Source organism: Desulfovibrio faecalis, assembly GCF_053570625.1.
Map to the genome: position 1 here is coordinate 1,711,148 of NZ_JBRBQR010000001.1, position 19,470 is coordinate 1,730,617.

General features: G+C 58.0%; 16 protein-coding genes, 1 tRNA gene and 1 pseudogene. 14 read left to right on the forward strand and 4 right to left on the reverse strand.

The annotated features are described in order from the left end of the window. Positions 1–79 precede the first annotated feature (79 nt). The 14 genes and pseudogenes from mfd (at position 80) to ACUZ79_RS07715 (ending at position 15,849) form a co-directional block, all read left to right on the forward strand. Positions 80–3,523 (forward strand): transcription-repair coupling factor, encoded by a 3,444-nt coding sequence (mfd, locus tag ACUZ79_RS07650; protein ID WP_449252171.1) that lies wholly within the window; start codon positions 80–82, stop codon positions 3,521–3,523. A gap of 77 nt (positions 3,524–3,600) precedes the next feature. Then, positions 3,601–4,833 (forward strand): peptidylprolyl isomerase, encoded by a 1,233-nt coding sequence (locus ACUZ79_RS07655; protein WP_449251215.1) that lies wholly within the window; start codon positions 3,601–3,603, stop codon positions 4,831–4,833. A gap of 114 nt (positions 4,834–4,947) precedes the next feature. Further along, the gene (locus tag ACUZ79_RS07660) at positions 4,948–5,907 is read left to right on the forward strand and encodes a SurA N-terminal domain-containing protein (RefSeq protein ID WP_449251216.1); all 960 of its coding nucleotides are present in this window, start codon (positions 4,948–4,950) and stop codon (positions 5,905–5,907) included. 81 nt (positions 5,908–5,988) lie between these two features. Next, positions 5,989–7,041: a RodZ domain-containing protein gene (locus ACUZ79_RS07665; RefSeq protein WP_449251217.1), complete on the forward strand. Its 1,053-nt coding sequence runs from the start codon at positions 5,989–5,991 to the stop codon at positions 7,039–7,041. Beyond that, entirely contained in the window at positions 7,038–7,790 is a 753-nt protein-coding gene (gene recO, locus ACUZ79_RS07670) for a DNA repair protein RecO (RefSeq protein ID WP_449251218.1), read from the forward strand. Before ACUZ79_RS07665 ends, recO begins: the two co-directional genes overlap by 4 nt. 109 nt (positions 7,791–7,899) lie before the next feature. After that, on the forward strand, positions 7,900–8,778 hold the full coding sequence (glyQ, locus tag ACUZ79_RS07675) for a glycine--tRNA ligase subunit alpha (RefSeq protein ID WP_240825061.1): 879 nt from the start codon (positions 7,900–7,902) through the stop codon (positions 8,776–8,778). A gap of 3 nt (positions 8,779–8,781) precedes the next feature. Continuing rightward, complete coding sequence (gene glyS / locus ACUZ79_RS07680) at positions 8,782–10,866, forward strand: glycine--tRNA ligase subunit beta (RefSeq protein WP_449251219.1); 2,085 nt, start codon at positions 8,782–8,784, stop codon at positions 10,864–10,866. Between the two features lie 198 nt (positions 10,867–11,064). After that, positions 11,065–11,331, forward strand: coding sequence for a 30S ribosomal protein S20 (rpsT, locus tag ACUZ79_RS07685; RefSeq protein WP_240825059.1), 267 nt, complete (start codon positions 11,065–11,067; stop codon positions 11,329–11,331). A gap of 166 nt (positions 11,332–11,497) precedes the next feature. After that, positions 11,498–11,574: transfer RNA gene (locus ACUZ79_RS07690), tRNA-Arg, on the forward strand. 194 nt (positions 11,575–11,768) lie between these two features. Continuing rightward, positions 11,769–12,125, forward strand: a pseudogene (gene tnpA, locus ACUZ79_RS07695) (IS200/IS605 family transposase); the annotation flags it as partial. Between the two features lie 72 nt (positions 12,126–12,197). Beyond that, positions 12,198–13,439, forward strand: a complete 1,242-nt coding sequence (locus ACUZ79_RS07700) for an ISL3 family transposase (protein WP_449250523.1) — start codon at positions 12,198–12,200, stop codon at positions 13,437–13,439. A 34-nt stretch (positions 13,440–13,473) separates the two neighbouring features. Then, entirely contained in the window at positions 13,474–14,067 is a 594-nt protein-coding gene (locus ACUZ79_RS07705; RefSeq protein ID WP_449251220.1) for a FecCD family ABC transporter permease, read from the forward strand. Further along, complete coding sequence (locus ACUZ79_RS07710; protein WP_240825038.1) at positions 14,060–14,818, forward strand: ABC transporter ATP-binding protein; 759 nt, start codon at positions 14,060–14,062, stop codon at positions 14,816–14,818. The genes ACUZ79_RS07705 and ACUZ79_RS07710 overlap by 8 nt, the downstream gene beginning before the upstream one ends. After that, entirely contained in the window at positions 14,815–15,849 is a 1,035-nt protein-coding gene (locus tag ACUZ79_RS07715) for an energy transducer TonB (RefSeq protein ID WP_449251221.1), read from the forward strand. Before ACUZ79_RS07710 ends, ACUZ79_RS07715 begins: the two co-directional genes overlap by 4 nt. A gap of 33 nt (positions 15,850–15,882) precedes the next feature. On the opposite strand, the gene ACUZ79_RS07720 is transcribed toward ACUZ79_RS07715, so the two are convergent. The 4 genes from ACUZ79_RS07720 to ACUZ79_RS07735 all read right to left on the reverse strand — a co-directional run bounded on the left by ACUZ79_RS07720 (position 15,883) and on the right by ACUZ79_RS07735 (position 19,334). Next, positions 15,883–16,704: a class I SAM-dependent DNA methyltransferase gene (locus ACUZ79_RS07720; RefSeq protein ID WP_449251222.1), complete on the reverse strand. Its 822-nt coding sequence runs from the start codon at positions 16,702–16,704 to the stop codon at positions 15,883–15,885. Beyond that, on the reverse strand, positions 16,701–17,474 hold the full coding sequence (locus tag ACUZ79_RS07725; protein ID WP_240825035.1) for a DUF364 domain-containing protein: 774 nt from the start codon (positions 17,472–17,474) through the stop codon (positions 16,701–16,703). Before ACUZ79_RS07725 ends, ACUZ79_RS07720 begins: the two co-directional genes overlap by 4 nt. Next, positions 17,467–18,036 (reverse strand): FmdE family protein, encoded by a 570-nt coding sequence (locus ACUZ79_RS07730; RefSeq protein ID WP_449251223.1) that lies wholly within the window; start codon positions 18,034–18,036, stop codon positions 17,467–17,469. The genes ACUZ79_RS07725 and ACUZ79_RS07730 overlap by 8 nt, the downstream gene beginning before the upstream one ends. A gap of 839 nt (positions 18,037–18,875) precedes the next feature. Further along, positions 18,876–19,334: a hypothetical protein gene (locus tag ACUZ79_RS07735; protein WP_240825032.1), complete on the reverse strand. Its 459-nt coding sequence runs from the start codon at positions 19,332–19,334 to the stop codon at positions 18,876–18,878. Positions 19,335–19,470 lie beyond the last annotated feature (136 nt).

Genomic DNA, 19,470 nt, shown 5'->3' on the forward strand with positions numbered 1-19,470 from the left:
GGCTGCCGCCAGGTTTGACCGTTTATCGTCGGGGCGGCGCAGGCTGCCCCTTGTGCTGTTATATAACCCCCACAGGTTCATGGACACTTTCGGCGCATTGCTCTCAAGCAACGACAGGCAGATATATCTGGAACGCAGCGGCATGGTCACGCGCTGCCGCCTTGCCTGCGAGGCTCTGGACAAAGGGCGCAGCGTGGCTCTTGTGGCCCGCACCCGCGAAGAATTTCACGCGGCCCGCTCCCTTGCGGCCCTGTTTTCTCCCGAAATTTCTCTGGCGGATCCGGCAGTTGTGCGCCCTGCATGGCAGTGGCCCTGTCTGGGGCTGCCAGCCCTGAGCCAGTGGCAGGACAAGCCCTCATGGGCTGCCCGGCTTGCCGCGCTGTATTCCCTCACCCTTGGCAAACCGCGAGTGCTGGTGGTCAGCGTTGAAAGCCTGCTGTTGCGCTACATGCCGGTCAATTTTTTCCACACGCGCACGCTGGAGCTTGGCAAGGGCAGCGATTACGCCCCTGAGCTGCTGCTGGAGCAGGCGGTGGAGTGGGGGTACGAGCGCGTTGCCATGGTCACGCGGCCCGGCGAAATGGCCCGGCGCGGCGACATCCTTGATTTGTACCCCTCTGGCTATGCCCGCCCCGTGCGGCTGGAATTTTTTGGCGACACGCTGGAGGAGATGCGCTTCTTTGACGCGGAGACCCAACGGTCTTTGCAAGGATGCGACGAACTGACCCTGCTGCCTGTCAGCCCGCTGGCCTTTGATGCGCGCGAGACCGAGGCTGCGCGCAAGCGTTTTGACCGCATGTTTGCCGAAGGCCGCATTGGCGAAAATGACTGCTATTCCTTTAAAAAATCGCTGGATGCTGGCGGAGCGGGCCTGCTGCCCGGCTGCGCCGTAGAAGCTCCCAGCCTGCTCGAAGACTGGCTGCCGCAGGACTGCCTGTGGCTGCTGCCCGGCGAGGCCGACAGCGCCGAGGCCCTGCGGGATGGCCGCCTTGCACTCAAGGAGCGGCTTGAGGCCGAGGACGCGCCCCTGCCTCAACCGGCATCGCTGGCCCTGCGCAAAAGTTCGCAGCCTGCGCCGTGGAACGCCTTTCAGCGCGTGTACGCCGAACCTCTGGTCATGGGTGTGGAAGAGCGCGGTCTGGATTTTGCGGAAAGGACTCTGCATTCCTTCAGCGATCTTTTTCCTCTTTCCGGCGCGCAGGATCGCCCCTGGCAGCATCTTGCCACCGCTCTCAAGGAGTGGCAGGGCGCGCGCAGACAGGTGGTGCTGAGTTTTTCATCTGGTCGCAGCCGAGCCAAGTTTCTGAAACTGGCAGAACAGGACGGCATCCTTCCTGCCCAGCGCTATGCACCCGACCAGCGTGGTCTTTTTGCTCTTGTTTCGCCCTTCCGCCAGGGCGCGGATCTGGCGTGGGACAACGCCCTGGTTCTGGGCGAGGATATCCTGTACCCCAAGGCGGAAAAAACGCCTCGCGTTTCGTCGCGCGTTTTCAAGGGGCTGGATTCCTTTGACGATCTCAAGGCTGGCGATCTGCTGGTGCACCGCGATTACGGCATTGGCCGTTTTGCCGGGCTGCACCATATGGATGTCAACGCTGTTGCCAACGACTTTTTGCTTATCGAATACTCCGGGCGCGACAAGCTCTACGTGCCTGCCGACCGGATGGGGCTTATCCAGCGGTTCAAGGGTTCGGAAGGCGTGGAACCCGCGCTGGACCGGCTGGGCGGCACAGGCTGGACTTCGGGCAAGGAGAAGGCCCGCAAGGCCATTGAAAAGATCGCCGCCGACCTTGTGGAAATGTATGCCTACCGCAAGGTGACCAAGGGCTTCCGATATGACCCTCCGGGCGAGCTGTACCACGAATTTGAGGCCACGTTCGGCTTTGAAGAAACCCCTGATCAGGCCAAGGCCATTCAGGACGTGCTTGACGACATGGACAAGTCCCAGCCCATGGACAGGCTCGTATGCGGCGACGTGGGCTTCGGTAAAACGGAAGTTGCCCTGCGCGCAGCCTTCCGCGCCGCTTCCGAGGGGCGTCAGGTGGTGCTGCTTTGCCCCACCACGGTGCTTGCCGAGCAGCATTACCAGACCTTCCGCGCCCGTCTGGCGGGCTTTCCCGTCAATGTGGGGCTGCTCAGCCGCTTTGTGACGCGCCCAAAGCAAAAGGAAGTGCTCAAGGCTGCGGCCACCGGGCAGGTGGATATTCTCATCGGCACCCACCGCGTACTTTCAAGCGACGTCAAACTTCCCAATCTTGCCCTGCTGATTCTGGATGAAGAACAGCGTTTCGGCGTGCGCCATAAGGAAAAACTCAAGGCCCTTAAAAAGAACGTGGACGTGCTCACCCTGACAGCCACGCCCATTCCGCGCACCTTGCAGCTTTCCATGTCCGGCATACGCGAGCTTTCCATCATTGAAACCGCGCCGCAGGATCGCAAGCCTGTGGCTTCGGCTGTGCTGCGGCGGGATGATTCCGTGCTGCGCAAGGTGCTGGAACGCGAGATCGAGCGCGAAGGCCAGGTGTTCTGGGTCTATAACCGTGTGCAGGGCCTGGAGCGGGTGGCCGAGTACGTGCACACCCTTGTGCCCACGGCCCGGGTAGGCATGGCGCACGGGCAGATGTCTGAAACCGAGCTTGAAGACACCATGCACAAGTTCTGGCATGGCGAGCTTGATGTGCTGGTATGCACCTCCATTGTTGAATCCGGGCTGGATTTTCCCCGCGCCAATACGCTGGTAGTGGATCAGGCCCAGATGTTCGGCCTTGGGCAGCTCTATCAGCTGCGGGGCCGGGTGGGCCGCAGCGACAGGCAGGCCTATGCCTTTTTTGTAGTGCCGGATGCGGAGCGCCTCACCTCCATTGCGGAGGAACGCCTGCGCATCATTATGGATATGGATTACCTGGGGGCCGGTTTTCAGGTCGCCATGGAAGACCTGCGCCTGCGCGGCGCGGGCAATATCCTCGGCGAAGTGCAGTCGGGCCACATGTGCCGCGTGGGCCTTGATCTGTACCTCGAAATGCTTGAGGAGGCCGTGGGCCGCCTCAAGGGGACGCCTGAAGCGCAGACCGTGGAGACGGAACTTACTTTGGGCTTGCCTGCGCATATTCCCGCATCGTACATTGAGGACGGGCGCGAAAGGCTGCGCTGCTACAAAACGCTCACATCGGCCTCTGGCGGCGCGGCGCGTGAGGAAGCGGCCCTTGGCATACGCGACAGGTTTGGCCCCTTCCCCGAAGAACTGCGCAACTTCCTTGCCGTGCTGGATTTCAAGCAGTTCCTCACAGAGTTGCAGGTGCAAAAGGCCGATGTGCACATCAACCATGTGCGGCTTGTCTGGCCGGACGGGCAGACCGCCGTGCAGCCTGAGCGCATAGTAGCCCTTACGGCTTCCATGAAGGACGCGCGCATGCTGCCGCCTGCCGGGCTGCATCTGCCAATGCCGTCTGATGTTTCGTTCCCCGAAGGGTTGGACAGGTTGCGTACCGCCCTTGAAGGTATTCGTGTTAAAGCCGGGGCATAGGTGCTGGTTTGTGGCTGTGTCTTTTTTTCAGGTCATAGAACTGGTCTGAATATATGGGAAAAATGGTGGACGGATTCATGCAGCCCCTCATAGCTTTGGCGCGTTTTTTCCAGAACGTCGCTCGGTCTGCCCGACTGGCCCGCCCACTAGGCGTGGCGCTGGCCTGCTCTTTTTGCCTGCTGCTGGCGGCCTGTTTTGAAACCCGGCTCCCCGACGGCGTGGTGGCTACAGTCAATGGCGAGCCCATCAGCTTGCGCAGATTGCAGACCCTGCTCGACAGCCGTTCTCCTTCTCTTGGGGCCATGCGCACTCCATCGCTGGAAAACATGCGGCGCGAATACGGCGAAGGGCTGGGCACTCTGATCATTTACGCTCTGGTGCGGCAGGATTTGCAGCGGCTCCAGATGTCGGTCAGCCCTGCCATGCTGGATACAGCCATGGCAGAAGTCAGGAATGATTACGGCGGCGCTGACGGGCTGGAAAAATATCTGGCTGAAGAATCTATCGACCCTTCAGAATGGCGGGCTTTGCTGCTTGACCATCTCTCCATGCTCACATTTGAAAAGCGGGTTCTTGCAGCTGGCATCCGTGTTTCGCTGCCCGAACTGCGCGACTACTACCAGACCCACGAAGACGATTTTCAGATGCCGGAAACTCTGCGCGTCTGCCTGATTTCTGGTGAATCGCGCAAGGACGTGGAAGGCTTTTGCGCGGTGTTTCCCGGCGGCATGAGCGAGGCGCGCAGCAAGGTGCAGCTCCAGTGCCAGAATGTGCGGCCAGCCGATCTGCCTCAGGGATGGCGCAAGGCAGCTGCCAGTCTTAAACCGGGACAGTGCGCCCCCGTGCGGCAGGAAGAAGGCCTGTGGCGCAGCCTTGGGCTGATTGAAAGCCGCCCGCCAGCGCACATTACCCTGGTGGAGGCCTATCCGCTGGTGGAAGGCATCCTGCGGGAGCAGAAGATGTCCGAGGCTTTTGAACGCTGGCTTGAAAAGGCTCTGGCCAATTCCGTCATCATGGTGGGCAAGGAGCTTGCCCCCGATCTGCTCGCCCCCCCGGCGTCACACGCTGGCCGGCAGGGCAGCGATGCCCCCGCCGTGCAGGATGTTTCTGGCGCTGCGGAGGACATGAAGGCTCTGCCCCCAGGCAAGGATGATGTGTACGAGGGTGATGTGCTTGAAGGTTCCCACGATTCCAGGGCCAATGGAGCATTGGAAAATCAGGGGCATAATCCTGAAACGGCTCCTGCTTCAAAAGCCTCGGGCGACCAGCAGCGCAGGCGCGATAACGGCGGCTCCGCGCGGCGCCGCTGAGGGCTTGCATGCAACGTGCCCCGGCTACTGGCTGGCTGATGGCTGCGGGTGCAGCCGTTGCATTGCATGTTGCGCTGGATTGGGATATAATTTTACAGATAAAGCGCGGAATTTTTGCGCGCACGCAGGGAGTATAACGTGAGAAAAACGCTTATTTTGGCGCTGGTTATCTGTTTTATGACCGCTTTTGGCGCTCAGGCCGCACAGATCAACAAGGTGGCGGCCGTGGTGAACGGTCAGGTTATCACCATGTTTGACCTGCAGAAAAACGCTGTTCCTGATCTTATGCGGGCGCGTATCAATCCCAACGATCCCGCCCAGGCCAAGGCCGTGGACGCCGTGCTGCGCAAGGCGCTGGACGGCATGATCATGGATATTCTGGTTGCGCAGGAAGCCAAGCGTCTCAAAATTTCCATTTCTTCTTCTGAAATTGACAGCGAAATCACCAAGATCATGAAGGCGAACAACCTTACTAAACAGCAGTTTGAAGAACGCCTGGCCCAACAAAAGACCAGTGTTAGCGAACTGCGTGGCAATATTGAAAAAGGTTTGATTCGCCAGCGTGTTATGGCAATGGAAGTGGGTCGCCGGGTTGTTGTGACCCCCGATGAGATCAAGGCCTACTACGATGCGCACAAGGACACCCTGTATGACCGCTCAGGTCTGCACATGGCCCTTCTGGTGTATCATCCCAATGCCAATGCTGCGGCCTTGGCTGCGCAGATCAAGTCTGGCGCGGTTTCGTTTGAGGAAGTGGCGCGCAAGTATTCCATCGCTCCCAATAAGGAAAACGGCGGCGACATGGGCCCCGTGGTGTGGGACAAGCTCAACCCCGAGTGGGAAGCCCGCCTCAACAGCATGAAACCCGGCGATGTAACGGAGATTTTTGAACTTCAGGGCCGCAAGGCGCAGGTGCGCCTGTACCGCCCTGGCGGCGGTGAACTCAAGATGCTCACCTTTGAGCAGGCCAAGCCGATGATCGACGGCATCCTGCGCCAGCCCAAGGCCATGGAGCGTTTTGAGGACTACACCAACCAGCTTCGCAGTCGGGCCGTTATTGATATCAGAATGTAGCAGGGCCGCCACGGGTGGTTCCGGCTTTTTGCTGGCAACCGCCGCCCCCTCGGGGCGGCAAGACCATTATCGAGGCTTTTCATGACCTTAGTGGAATTGGGCGCTGCTTTGCGCGTTGAGCGCGAAAAGCGGGGTCTGGACATGGAAGATGCGGCAAACAGGCTGAAAATCAGCGCCCGTCTTCTGCGCGCTTTGGAGGAAGGGGACGAGACGTCCTTGCCCCCTCTGGCGTACACCAAGGGGTTTATCCGTTCATACGCGTCCTATGTTGGCCTTTCGGCTGAGGAAGTCAGTGAGGCGCTTGGGGCGCTTGAGGCTGCTTCTGAACCCGTTGCGCCGCAAAATGTTTATGAGCCCGAGATGGTTCTCACCCCGAGGCGCAATCTCAAGCCCATTCTGGCCGGGCTTTTCATGGTGTGCGTGGTCGCTGTGGTGATGGTTGCCTGGCAACAGGGGGTATTTGACTTCCTGAGTCGGCAGACGCGCCGTCTGGCGCAGCCTGCCCCCTTGCAGAGCGCCGAGTCTGTTGACCCCGGCAATCTGGCCAGCCGGCCTTCCGCCCCTGCTGCTCCCTCTCAGGGACAGACTCCGGCTCCGGCGGTTGTCAGCCAGCCGCAAAGTGCTGCTGCTCCTGCACTGGGACAGGCTCCGGCCCAGGCGACTGTGCAAAGCTCCGCGCAAACTTCGGCGCAGGCTTCGGCCCCATCGGCGGGTCAGCCTGTCCAGCCTGCTGCCCCTGGTCTGCCCCCGGTGCGCGGCACTGCCGCAAACGCGCCTGCCGCAAACGCGCCGACTGCTGGTGCGCCTGCTTCAACTGCTCCGGCTACTCCGGCGGCCGCTGCCGCTGCGCCCGCTGCCGCTTCGCAGAGCAGTGACGTGCCCGTAGGCGCTCACAAGCTTATTATCACCGCTACAGAAGAATGCTGGATTCACTCCAGCGCTGACAAGACCGACACTCGCCAGTTTTCTCTGCATAAGGGCGATACTTTTGCCCTCACGTTCAGCAAGAGCCTGGAATTGAAGCTCGGCAACGCTGGCGGTGTGCGCCTGCGGTATGACGGTGAAGAACTGCCCCCGGCGGGGCAGAGCGGCCAGGTGCGCAATCTGGTGTTTCCCCCTGCGGACAGGCCATGACCGAATGGGCAGATCACGCGCTTGTGCTGCGAATCGGGCACTTTCGCGAATCAGATCTGTGGCTGAAAATGCTTTGTCGCAAACACGGCCTGCTGACGCTGTTCGCCTTTGGTGGCAGCCGCAGCAGGCGTCGTTTTTGCGGCTGCCTGGATGTACTCAACAGCCTGCATTGCAGGGTAAAGGCCTCGGGGCGCGGTAGCTTTCTCAACCTTGAGGAAGCCGTGCTGCTGGGCGGGCCGCAAAGCTTGCGCGGCAACTGGCGGCGCATGGGGCTGGCGGCCAACTGCCTGCGGTTTGTGGAAGCGCTTGGCGTCAATGACGAAGGCGCGGACGAGGCCTTTCTGCTGGTTGAAGATTTGCGCAAGACGCTGGAAGAAGCGGAAAACGTGCCTTCGCTGTTGCCCCTGTTTTTCCGCCTGCGGTTTGCTGGCGTTTTGGGTTTTGCGCCTGACCTGGGCAGGTGCGGCACCTGCGGCGCAGCCATAACCGGCCCCGCGCAGTTTGTGGTTGACGAGGCCCAGTTGCGTTGCCCGTCGTGCCGCGCGACAACGGGGCCAGCACGGTATGGCGTGGAGCTGGGCGCGTCCGGGCTTGACCTTTTGCGTCATGTGCAGCAAGAATTTCCCTCCGGCTGGCATGCGGAAGAACTGCCTGTGGCAGATCGGCGCGCGTGCGCCAAGGTTATTGATGGTTTTGTGCAATATCACCTGGGTCTCTCGTGGGAAGGGGGCTACTTTCGCCACGTGTGACCGTGTTTGCGCCGAAGTTTTCGATTCGGTTTGGGATGGTTTGGGGCGGCGTTATTAATGAACAGCCGCGCGTATGCGTCTGAAAAAGGCTACGAACAAAGGACAGCGCATGTATTTTCAGGATGTCATTTTAACTTTGCAGAACTACTGGGCCAACCAGGGTTGCGTCATCGAACAGCCTTCGGGTGTGGAATGCGGTGCCGGTACGTTCAACCCCAACACGTTTTTGAGGGTTATTGGGCCGGAACCGTGGAGTGTGGCCTATGTGGAGCCCTCCCGCCGTCCTACTGATGGCCGCTACGGCGAAAATCCCAACCGCCTGCAACGGTATTTCCAGTTTCAGGTGATCATGAAGCCCTCGCCGGACAACGTGCAGGATCTGTATCTGCAAAGCCTCAAGGCGCTGGGTATCAACCCCGCGCAGCACGACATCCGCTTTGTGGAGGACGACTGGGAATCCCCCACACTCGGCGCCTGGGGCCTTGGCTGGGAAGTGTGGCTCAATGGTATGGAAGTGAGCCAGTTTACCTATTTTCAGCAGGTGGGTGGCATTGACCTTTCGCCCATCAGCGTGGAACTGACCTACGGCCTTGAGCGCCTTACCATGTATTTGCAAGGCGTTGAATCCGTGTATGATCTGGCCTGGAACAAAAACGTCACCTATGGCCACATCTACCACCAGAATGAAGTGGAGCAGTCCCGCCACAACTTTGAAGCCAGCAATCCTGAAATGCTGTTGCGGCATTTCAGCGATTTTGAAGGGCAGTGCAAAGCCCTGCTTGAGCTGGGATTGCCCTGGCCTGCCTATGATTATTGCCTCAAGTGCTCGCATACATTCAATCTTCTGGACGCCAGAGGAGCCATCTCCATCACCGAGCGCACCGGCTATATCGGCAGGGTGCGCGCCCTGGCGGCTGGAGTGGCGCGACTGTACGCAGCCCAGCGTGAAGAACTGGGCTATCCCATGCTCAAAAAGGATGCGAGGTAAGCCGTGGCGACCTTTGTGCTTGAAATCGGCAGCGAAGAGTTGCCTTCCCGTTTTCTGGCCCCCGAAGAAGGGGAGCTGGCCTCACGTTTTAGCGGCGCTTTGGACGAAGCCGGGCTTGAATACGGCGCGCTGCGCGTCATGAGCACGCCCCGGCGCGCGGTGGTGATTGTTGAAGACCTCAACCCCGTGCAGGTGGAGAAGGAAGAGGTCGTCTCCGGCCCGCCCGTGCGCGTGGCCTATGACGCCGAAGGCAAACCCACAAAAGCTCTTGAGGGGTTTGTGCGCACCAATGCCTGCGCTCTTGAAGACGTTTTTCGGGTGGAAACGGACAAGGGCGAATACGTGGCCGTGCGCAAACGCACCGGCGGCGCTTCCGCAGCTGGTTTGCTTGCGGATATCTGCCCCACGGTGATTACCGCACTTTCATTCCAGAAGCGCATGCACTGGGGTTCATATTCGCTGGCCTATGCCCGCCCGTTGCGCTGGATACTGGCGCTGCTTGATGATGCCGTGGTGCCCTTTACTGTTGGCCCCATGACCTCAGGCCGTGAGACCAGCGGCCACCGCATCCACGGCGCTGGCCCCTTTGCCGTGGCGCATGCCAATGAATTTCTGGCCACCCTCGCCGGGCCTTGCGCTGTTACCATTGATCCTGCCCAACGCCGCAACGGCATTATTGAGGGCGGCAATGCCCAGGCGGCTGCCGCTGGCGGCAAAGTGCTGTGGAAAGACAGCCTGCTGGACGAAGTGCAGGGCCTTGCCGAGCACCCGGTGCCGCTGCTGGCCGATTTTGATCCCGCCTATCTTGAGGTGCCGCGCGAAGTGCTGCTTACCAGCATGGAAAGCCACCAGAAGAGCTTTGGCATTGAAGGTGCCAATGGCGAACTGCTGCCGCATTTTCTCACCGTGCTGAACATCACCCCCGAAGATATGGGCGTGGTCAAGCGCGGCTGGGAACGCGTGCTGCGCGCCCGGCTTGAAGACGCTCGCTTTTTCTGGCAGGCCGACCTGCGCGATACCTTTGACCACTGGCTGCAAAAGCTGGATACGGTCATTTTTATCGGCGGGCTTGGCAGCATGGGCGACAAAACCCGCAGGCTTGAGGCTCTGTGCCGCTGGCTTGCCGAAAGCTGCGCGCCCGAACTTGCCGACGATGCCGCGCGCGCCGGGCGCCTTTCAAAGGCGGATCTGGTGAGCGGCCTTGTGGGAGAGTTTGATACCCTTCAGGGTATCATGGGCGGCATCTATGCTGGCCGCAAAGGCGAAAGCAAGGCCGTGGCCGAAGCTCTGGGCGAACAGTATCTGCCCGCCGGGCCGGATTCTCCGCTGCCCAAGAGCCTCGCAGGCGCGCTGCTCTCTATGGCGGATAAGGCCGACACTCTCGCAGGCTGCTTTGGCCTTGGCATGATCCCCACTGGCGCTGCCGACCCCAACGGCCTGCGGCGTTGCGCGCTGGGCATCATCCGTATCATGCTCGAGTTCGGCCTTGCGGTTGACGTGCGACAGTTCTTTGCCATGGCGCAACAGCTTTATGGTGATCGCCAGTGGAAGCTCGCCCCGCACGATGCTCTGGACAAGCTCATGGAATTTTTTGCTGCGCGTTTGCGCAACTATTTCATGAGTCAGGGACAGGACACGCTGCTGGTGGATGCGGCCCTTGGCGCGGGCGCGGAAGATGTGAAAGACTGCGGCGCACGCCTTGCGGCGCTGGCGGCATTTAGCCAGGCGGCGGACTATGAAGCTGCGGTGCAGACCTTCAAGCGCGTTGCCAATATCCTGCGCAAACAGGGGCAGACTGAGGAACTTTCTGACCACTGGGATCCCGCCTTGCTGCGTGAAGACGCAGAAAAAGCGCTGGCATCCACACTGGAAGAAATGTTGCCTCGCCTTGATGCTCTGTGGGCCGCCCACGACCATGCCGCTGCGCTGGCCTGCCTGAGTGCGGTACGCCCCGCTGTGGACGCATTCTTTGCAGGTGTGATGGTTATGTGCGATGATGCGGATCTGCGCCGCAACAGATTGAGCATGCTGCACGGCCTTGGCTCGCGGTTTGCGCGTCTGGCCGATTTTTCTGCTTTGCAGATGTAGGTTGTGTAACGGTTTTGCCGGAGGTGTGGGGCGCTTTTGACGGTTCCCCGCATCTTCAAACAAGAAAATATTCGATAAAAAGACACGATTGCTTGACAGCTAATCGTGCCAGTGGTAAGAACCCTTCTTCGCGACAACGCGCTAACTTTTGTTTTCATGGCTTGCGCGGGCAAGCCCAACATATGTGGAGGATTCAAAGTGGCCAACCATAAGTCAGCCCTCAAGCGTCACAAGCAGAGCTTGCAGCGGGCAGGCCGCAATCGCGCCGCCCGTACCCGCGTGAAGAATGCCATCAAGCAGGTTCGCGCCGCCATCCAGAGCAACGAACAGGGTCAGGCCAGCGAAGCCCTGTCCAACGCCACTTCCGTGCTTGCCAAGGCTGCCGGTAAGGGCGCCATGCACTGGAAGAAAGCCGCACGCAAGATCTCGCGTCTGGCTCATGCCGTTAACGGCATCAGCGCTTAGTAGTTTTCTTTACTGGTTTGAGGCGTGCTTGCCCTAGGGGCGAGCACATTCCCTTACGGGAAGTTGCAGAAAATAATTTTTAACAAGTTCACAGGCTTTTCAAAAAATATTTTGAAAAAAAGCTTGACGGCGACTGTGACTTGAGTTAGTTTCCTCTTCGTTGAACGCGCTCGTAGCTCAGCTGGATAGAGCAACAGGCTACGAACCTGTAGGTCAGGAGTTCGAATCTCTTCGGGCGCACCATTAAAATCAAGCCCTTACGGTTAATCACCGTAAGGGCTTTTTTTATGGCTTTAGCCAGTTGAGCGCACTTGTGCGCGAAACAGAGAACCACCCGCTATGCGGGTGGAAATAAAGTGTTATACACAAAAAACACCCTTCTTGTACGATGAAGTTGTTCAAGCCCATCGTAACATTTAAAGAAGGGTGTTTTTATTATGGGAACCAAGGCCCAAAGTTTAGCTCACACAAAATGGCTGTGCAAGTATCATATCGTGTTCACGCCTAAGTATCGTCGAAAAATAATATTTGCTCAGTTGCGCGATAGTATAAAGGAAATTTTGCAGAGTCTTTGTAAGTACAAAGGAGTAGAGATTCTGCAAGGTCACTTGATGCCAGACCATATCCACATGCTGGTGAGTATCCCGCCAAAAATCAGTGTGTCGAGTTTTATGGGGTATCTAAAAGGAAAAAGTTCATTGATGATCTTCGATAAGCACGCAAACCTTAAATATAAATTCGGCAACAGAAAGTTTTGGGCCGAGGGTTACTATGTTAGCACAGTTGGTCTGAATGGTTCTTCGTCGTTTGATGTGGAATTGACCGACCTCAATCAGTTTGGATAGCCCTCCTTTAGGAGGACTGCCATGCAAGCTGAAGAAATCTTTGCCTTGGGCCTCGGCCTCACGCCGCCCTGGAAAGTTATGAGCCAACGTCTTGATACCGACCATACGCCAACCAAGCTCCACCTGGAGATCGGTGCCGACCGCGGAGCGCTGTATCCGTGTCCCGAGTGCGGAGCCGCGTGCAAGGCTCACGACTTCAAGGAATTCACGTGGCGGCATCTCAACTTCTTCCAGCATCACTGTTACCTCACAGCCCGACTGCCGAGGATCAATTGCCCGGAACATGGAATCCGACGCGTCGAAGCCCCATGGGCCAGGGAAGGCAGCCGGTTTACCCTGCTTTTTGAGCAGGTTGTCATGAGCCTCGTTCGAGAGATGCCGGTCAATGCCGTAGCGCGTCATGTCGAGGTCACGGATACCCGCCTGTGGCGCATCGTCCATCACTATGTGGCCAAAGCCATCAATGCGCTGAACTTGAAAGACATCAAGGCCATCGGTCTGGATGAGACCGCGTCCAAGCGTGGGCACAATTACATCACCGTCTTCATTGACCTGGATCGTTCCGACAGGCCCGTGATCTTCGCGACTCCAGGTAAGGGCAAGGAATGCCTGACTCAGTTCTGCGCGTTCATTGAAGCCCATGAAGGCTGTCCTGAAAACATCGTCGAGGTAGTTTGCGACATGTCGCCTGCGTTCCTCTCCGCCGTCGAACAGAAGTTCAAGTCTGCCTCGGTGACAGTCGACTGGTTTCATGTCGTCCAACTCTTCACCAAGGCCGTCGATGACGTCAGAAAGCTTGAGGCCAGGCAGTCAAAGCTGCCGGACCACACCCGTTGGGCCGTACTCAAGGGCGCCGAGACAATACGCACGCAGAATCAGGAGAGTGCTCTCCTGGAACTCGTCGAGCAGGGCTTCGCTACCGCCAAGGCCTACCGTGTCAAAGAACTTCTGCGCTGGGTTCGACGGGCCGAATCGAAGCAGGCCGCCAAGTGGCGCATAACCCATTTTCTCAAGCATGCCGCCGAGTACGCGGCCGACTGCCCGCTATTGGAACCCGTGCGCGGAGCATTGGCCAGCTTTGAGAGGCATTTGCCGCGAATCCTTCATCGTTGGCATTCCTTGCACACCAATGCGAGGCTCGAAGGCTTCAATGGCCTGTTCCAGGCGGCAAGGGCCAGGGCCCGAGGATACCGGAACGTGGAGAACTTCATCACCATGGTCTACCTGATTGCGGCCCCGATTCAGGTCGTAGTGGCTTCATGAATTCCACATCAAACGACGAAGAACCTTTTTTTCCATGCTCTACCCAAAGGCGCGTTTTCTTGCCCTGCTCATCGGCGGCATGGTGAGCAGCTCCTTTTTTGTGGCCCTGACCTCGCTTGTGCAGTACGTGGCAGACCCCAACAGGCAGTTGCCCGAAATTGTGTTCTGGCTCATGGGGTCGCTTTCGCGCACAGAGCCGCGTCACCTTATATGGGGCGGGCCGCTCATGCTCGGCGCGCTGGCCTTTATCTGCCTTAACGGCAAGATCGTGAACGCGCTTTCCATGGGCGACGACGAGGCCATGGCCTTGGGTGTGAACAGCATGCGTATGAAGATGCAACTGATTGCGGCGGCAACGCTGGCGTGCTCGTTGACTGTTGTCATGGCGGGCGTCATCAACTGGGTTGGCCTTGTCATTCCGCACGTGATGCGTTTTATCTGCGGGCCGGACAATCGCCTGGGCCTGCTGAATTCAGCCTTGGGCGGCGCGCTTTTTATTCTGCTGACGGATTCGTTTATCCGCACGATCTGGACTGTGGAACTGCCGCTGGGCATCGCCACGTCAATCATTCTGTTGCCGCTGTTTGCCTTTAGCCTGTGGTACGACTGGAAGAGACGCTATGATTGAAGTGCGTGACCTCACCCTTGGCTATTTTGATGCACCGCCTGTGCTACAGCAGGTTTCTCTGCGCGTGGGCAAGGGAGAAGTGGTGAACGTGCTTGGCCCCAACGGTTGCGGCAAAACAACGCTGCTCCGGGCCATTCTGGGATTTTTGCCCGTGCCGCTCCGCAGCGTTTTTCTGGAAGGCCGCCCGCAGGAAGAAATCTCGCGGCGGGATATTGCGCGCACACTGGCCTATGTGCCCCAGATGCATACGGGCGTTTTTGCCTATCAGGTTCTTGATGTGGTGCTTATGGGGCGCACAGCCCGCAGCCCCTGGCTCAGGTTTTCCGCAGATGATGTGGACAGGGCCATGAACGCTCTGGAGCAGGTGCGCATGACAAGCTGCGCGCGCAAATCCTATCTGGAGCTATCCGGCGGGCAAAGGCAGCTTGTGCTTATTGCGCGGGCCTTGTGCCAGGGGTGCTCGGCCCTTGTCATGGATGAGCCTGTCACCGGGCTGGATTACGGCAACCAGTTCCATCTGCTGGAGTTGATTGGCAAGCTTTCCGGCTCCGGGCCGGCGATCATGCTGACCACCCACCACCCCGAACAGGCGGTGTATCTGGGCGGGCGGGCCATACTGCTCAAGGCGGGGCATGTTGTTGCAGATGGACCGGTTTCCACCACTGTTACCGCGCAACAGATCAAGGAACTGTACAACCTCCCCCCCAGGGCTCAGCGCTGGATGCACCTTGCAGAACCGGATGCGCCATGAGTATGGAACCCGCAGCCGACAGGCAAATTTTTGCCGCTCCCTGTCTTGAGGAGCCGCCAGCAAAGCCGCGCACCAGAGGCCCGTGGTTTTTTGCGGCCTCTTTTGCGGCGCATCTTGCGGTGCTGGGCATGCTCTGGTTTTTGGGCAGCCTGTTGCCGCCCACGGGCAATGGAGATTTTGGCGGGGTGGTGATTACCCTGACTTACGGCGAGCCCGGTTCCGGCACAACCGGAGAACCAGCCGGTGCTGGCGGCGGTGGCACCCAGACGGAACAGAATGCAGCATCGCAGGTGGATGTGGCGGCACCTGCCGCAGAGGCGGCAGCCGCTCAAAAAGAAACAAGCCCAGCCCCCCAAGAGCAGAAAAAATCCGCCGAACCCACCGTGACAGATTCCCAATCTCCCCTTGCTATACCCCGGCTCGCTGAAAAGACGGCCGCAAAGGAAAAGCCGCAGCCCGCCAAGATCGACAAAACCACAAAAGCCGCACCCCGCAAGGAACATAATGTTCAGCACCGGGAGCAGGCGGGCAGCAATACGACAGCCAAAGTCGCCGACCTGAAACCGAATACCACGACTGCTGGCGCAAGTTCAGGCGCACGTGCTGGTGTAGACGCAGGCGCTGGCAGCGGCGCAAGCCAGAGCAAGCTGCAAGGCCAAGGGTTGGCAATGGCAGAGGGATCAGGGCAGGGGCGCGGCAGCGGCAGCAACGGTCAGGGCAACGGGGCCGCCAGCGAAGAGCAGGGGGATGCCGGGGGCTACCTGAAGGGCAATTACGAATACATCAAAAAGCGCATCCGCAAATATCTGGAATACAGCCCGCAAGCCAAACGAATGGGTATTCAGGGGCTTGTGTATGTGGCCTTTACCATCACCAGGGACGGCTCGGCGCAAAATGTGGAGCTGCGCACCAGCAGCGGTTTTGATTCGCTGGACGAATCGGCGTTGGAAGCCGTGCATCGGGCATCGCCCTTTGCGCCGCCGCCGCATGCCGCCCGCGTGGTTGTTCCCATCCAGTTCAGCCTCAAATAGCAAAAGGCCCGGCCAGTGGCCGGGCGCTGTGAGCTATATTTTCCAGAACATGACGGCCAGCTTTGATTCCACCTTTTCCTGAATAATCCCGTCGCGACAGAGGCTTGCCAGCTTTTTGCGCATTTCGGCTTTCAGACTGTCAGAAACTGTCATCATGCTGCTGAAATAATTGAGGTGCATCAGCTCTGCATCCTCAAAGGTCGTTTCGCTTTCCCACGCTCGGTCAAAGTATTCCACCTCAGGGTAAAAACCCATCAGAAACAGCATGTTGAAAGCGCAAAAAAAACTGCGGGCAATGCGGGCTTTCTGTTCATCCCACTCGAGCAGGCTCTTGAGCTGATCCCTGACAGAATGGCGCATTTCCACATGCGTGATCATGCAGCAGGCGCGGCTGGAGGCGGCAATCATCTTTTCCAGCGTTGCGCGGTTGTTGATGGCTGGCGTGCGCGATGCCAGAACCAGATCAAATTGTCTGCGCCAGCCCATGTTGTCGATGTCTGCCGTCTGCCAGTCCAGAACGCGAAAGCTGACATTGGGGCAGTTGTCTTCAATTGCATTGCCCTTTGCCAGATCAATCATACGGGGCGCAAGGTCAAAGCCTTCCACCCGCCCTACCAGCGGGGCCATTTCAAGGCTTTGCGCACCGGGTCCGCAGCCGATATCCAGCACCGCGCTGTTGTGGTCAAGGCCAGCCTTGCGCGCAAGATGTTCCATCAGGCGCTGGCGGTGTTCGTCTGCAGTTTTGCGACGGATGCGCTTGTTGAACGATGGCGCACGCTTGTTCCAGAATTCCTGCGCGTCCTTGCGGTCTGGCTGGTAATCGACCCAAAGCTGATCAAAGGATTCAATATTCACTGGGCACCGCCGGGCAGCAGATTTACCTTGAGGCCCCCACTGGCAAAAATGGCCTCGCAGTTGTTGTCTTTAAGGGCGCGGGCCACGCCAGCGGCATTTTCCACCACCAGGCCGGAAAGCGAAGCAAAACCGTGCCGGAACAGCAGGGGATGCATGGGCGTACTTGGCCCGACCATGAAAACCTTGGCCTTCTGGGTCAGTTCCAGCAGTCGGGTGATGGTTTTGTTGATAAATGTTGTGCCCGTGACAAAAACAATATCCTGTTCCGGCAGAATATATTCCGCTGCGGCATCGGGCAGGTCGCCGGGCTGTGGATTGCGCTCAAGAATGCACATGTCGCAGTGCTGGCGCAGCATGCGCAAACCGGGAAAATGCCCGATCACCGCAACCTTTTTGCCTGCGGATTCTGCACGAAAAAATTTGAAGGCATCTCCGGGCATGCGATTTATGCCGGGCTGAATGGGGCTTTCTGGCCGCAGGGCCAAGGTGTTGTTAGCAGCATTCAGGGCCGCAAGACCAATGGAGGCCTGATTGAAATCCCACGACTTGAGACGTTCAGCCACCTTCCGCAAGGGCTGGCCGACAATTTCATATGGTGAGAGCGCGGAATCCTGCGCGCCCGGCATGGTCGGGAAATGCTGGGCCATGCCCACGCCCCCGGCGTCCGATTCCACCATCAGCCAGTGATCGCCGTAAACAAAGGATTTAACCAGTTCGGTTGACGGAACGGAATCAATAAGTTCGTCATACAAATGCCAACGATTATGCATGGCTGCCCCCAAGCGGGCTGTAATATGCGCCATTGAGGCATGCCCGGCAGTATGTTTTGCCATCCTGCACAATTTCCTTGCAATCCAGCACATCCTCGCCACAGACGCAACAGGTCGCAATGCGCGCGGGCGGGCCGGGCAACTCGCCCTCCGGCATGGCGATACTCACAGGCTGGCAGGAAAAAATGTCGTTGTCGTCGTAGCCTTCCCAAAAGGCGAGCTGGGCGGATTTATCCGCATGGTGGGGCGGCCTGTCGGAGGTGATGACGCTGACGCGCACGGCCTTACCGGTTTTCAAATCCAGAAAGGACATGGCTGTTTTGCCGTAGCTGTACATCTTGACCCGCCTGCGGCCCACAGTCACACCAGTAACCACGTAGGAAGCATCTGCGACGCAGCGGTCTGTCTCCAGAAAAATGACAAGATCTCGCATGTCATCTTGCGGCGACATCCCAAGGGCTTTGAGCGCCATCAGGGTCATGCGGATGCCCAGAATCTGCCCGCTGCAAATGTGACCGTGATACTGTTCCGCTTTTTCAAGGTAAGGTGTTATATCTTGCATTATTTTTATGTGTAAGAGTGTTTGTATGTTCAAATGCGTACATTTTATTATATGTCCGCACGCTGGTTGTCATGCTGGTAGCTGTTTCAACAAAAGCGTGAACATTGCGCAGTAGCAAAAGTGCAGGCTGCGGCAGGAGGTACGTGCGCAGAAAGCCGGAGGGGCAGGCCCGGGCGGATGAAACGGGAGGGGCGGGAGCTGGCGGTGGGTATACGTGCACTGTCTGACGGGCGCGCCAAAGTTTGCGCGGTATGCTGCCGCTGCGGGTATCCGGGCTGGAACTGTCGGCTTGTGCCCTTGACACCGGGGTGCTAGTAGTAATGTATAGCATAACTCCAGAAAGGGGGACTCATTATGGCCCAGAAAACGAGAGTTGATGACTACACCACCTGCCCGGCTTGTCAGGGTAAGGGAAAAGACGATGCTGGCACAAAGTGTTTTGAGTGCAACGGAACAGGTAAAAAGCAACATGCCTGCACTGTTCCCGAAGGCCCTGAACATGAAGGCGTTTGCGACTAGCACCGAGCGGCCCCATTAACGAACATAACTTGCCTCCTGATCAAACCTGCGCGGCAGACAGAAATCAGGATGATACAAATGATCGGCTTTCTCCTTGGCGGGGAAAGCCGATCATGTTTTTTGGGGGGGGGCAACGATCGAGTGCAAGAATTAACACCCCGCATGCATCGGAGCCGGGGCGCATTTGGTAGGTTAAATATATTACGGTAATGCTCTCAATCCGTTTTTATTTTGTCTGACCAAGTGTAGCAAAGGCCAAAAAGAGAGCCTGAAGTGACCTAGGAAAACTACAACCTACTAATTATTAAGAAAATTGTAGTCTAAAATATTGGATTGGTTTCTGCTAGCTGCGGACAGAGATGTTCATGGATTCGGCGTATTCCTTCCTCATTAATGATTTTAAAACGACCGCTGGAGTTGTCGTCTCGAGCCAGCAGTGCCCAAATTTCATCAGGGCCTTGAAAGACGGCCCCATTTATATATTGAGAGGCTGTGAGCCAGTTGACATTGGGCCTGTGGTGGTCATTTCCATCTTGCCAAGTTCGCCATGAGAGGTCTATCAGGAGCCGTTCAGCCCTTTGGGTTGTTGTTATTACAGCCCATTGACTGATGCCATCCCGATGACCAATACAAACAAAGGGGCGACTTTCATTTGTTAAAGTATTTTGTGCTCCATAGTTCCGCTGAAGTTCTCTTATCGGCGGCATATTTTCGTTGATCTCCCTACCAATAAAACTGTTCACGATACCAACCTCGATGTCACTTGCTCTCATTGGCATGATCCGCCCTCCATGTTTTTGGTGTAGAGCCTGTTTTTGTTTGCACCGTGCTAGAAATTAAGCATGATATCCTATAAGGCAAGCTGTGCACCGAGGGAAATGACATGTTGCCCTTATGGATGAGTTTTCTAGCTTG

Bases quoted from the DNA above. Each gene is read 5' to 3' on its own strand.
- mfd (WP_449252171.1), top strand. From the start codon at position 80: ATGGACACTTTCGGCGCATTGCTCTCAAGCAACGACAGGCAGATATAT.
- ACUZ79_RS07715 (WP_449251221.1), top strand. From the start codon at position 14,815: ATGAGTATGGAACCCGCAGCCGACAGGCAAATTTTTGCCGCTCCCTGT.
- glyQ (WP_240825061.1), top strand. From the start codon at position 7,900: ATGTATTTTCAGGATGTCATTTTAACTTTGCAGAACTACTGGGCCAAC.
- ACUZ79_RS07730 (WP_449251223.1), bottom strand. From the start codon at position 18,036: ATGCAAGATATAACACCTTACCTTGAAAAAGCGGAACAGTATCACGGT.
- ACUZ79_RS07665 (WP_449251217.1), top strand. From the start codon at position 5,989: ATGACCTTAGTGGAATTGGGCGCTGCTTTGCGCGTTGAGCGCGAAAAG.
- ACUZ79_RS07735 (WP_240825032.1), bottom strand. From the start codon at position 19,334: ATGCCAATGAGAGCAAGTGACATCGAGGTTGGTATCGTGAACAGTTTT.
- recO (WP_449251218.1), top strand. From the start codon at position 7,038: ATGACCGAATGGGCAGATCACGCGCTTGTGCTGCGAATCGGGCACTTT.
- ACUZ79_RS07700 (WP_449250523.1), top strand. From the start codon at position 12,198: ATGCAAGCTGAAGAAATCTTTGCCTTGGGCCTCGGCCTCACGCCGCCC.
- ACUZ79_RS07655 (WP_449251215.1), top strand. From the start codon at position 3,601: ATGCAGCCCCTCATAGCTTTGGCGCGTTTTTTCCAGAACGTCGCTCGG.
- ACUZ79_RS07710 (WP_240825038.1), top strand. From the start codon at position 14,060: ATGATTGAAGTGCGTGACCTCACCCTTGGCTATTTTGATGCACCGCCT.
- ACUZ79_RS07725 (WP_240825035.1), bottom strand. From the start codon at position 17,474: ATGCATAATCGTTGGCATTTGTATGACGAACTTATTGATTCCGTTCCG.
- ACUZ79_RS07705 (WP_449251220.1), top strand. From the start codon at position 13,474: ATGCTCTACCCAAAGGCGCGTTTTCTTGCCCTGCTCATCGGCGGCATG.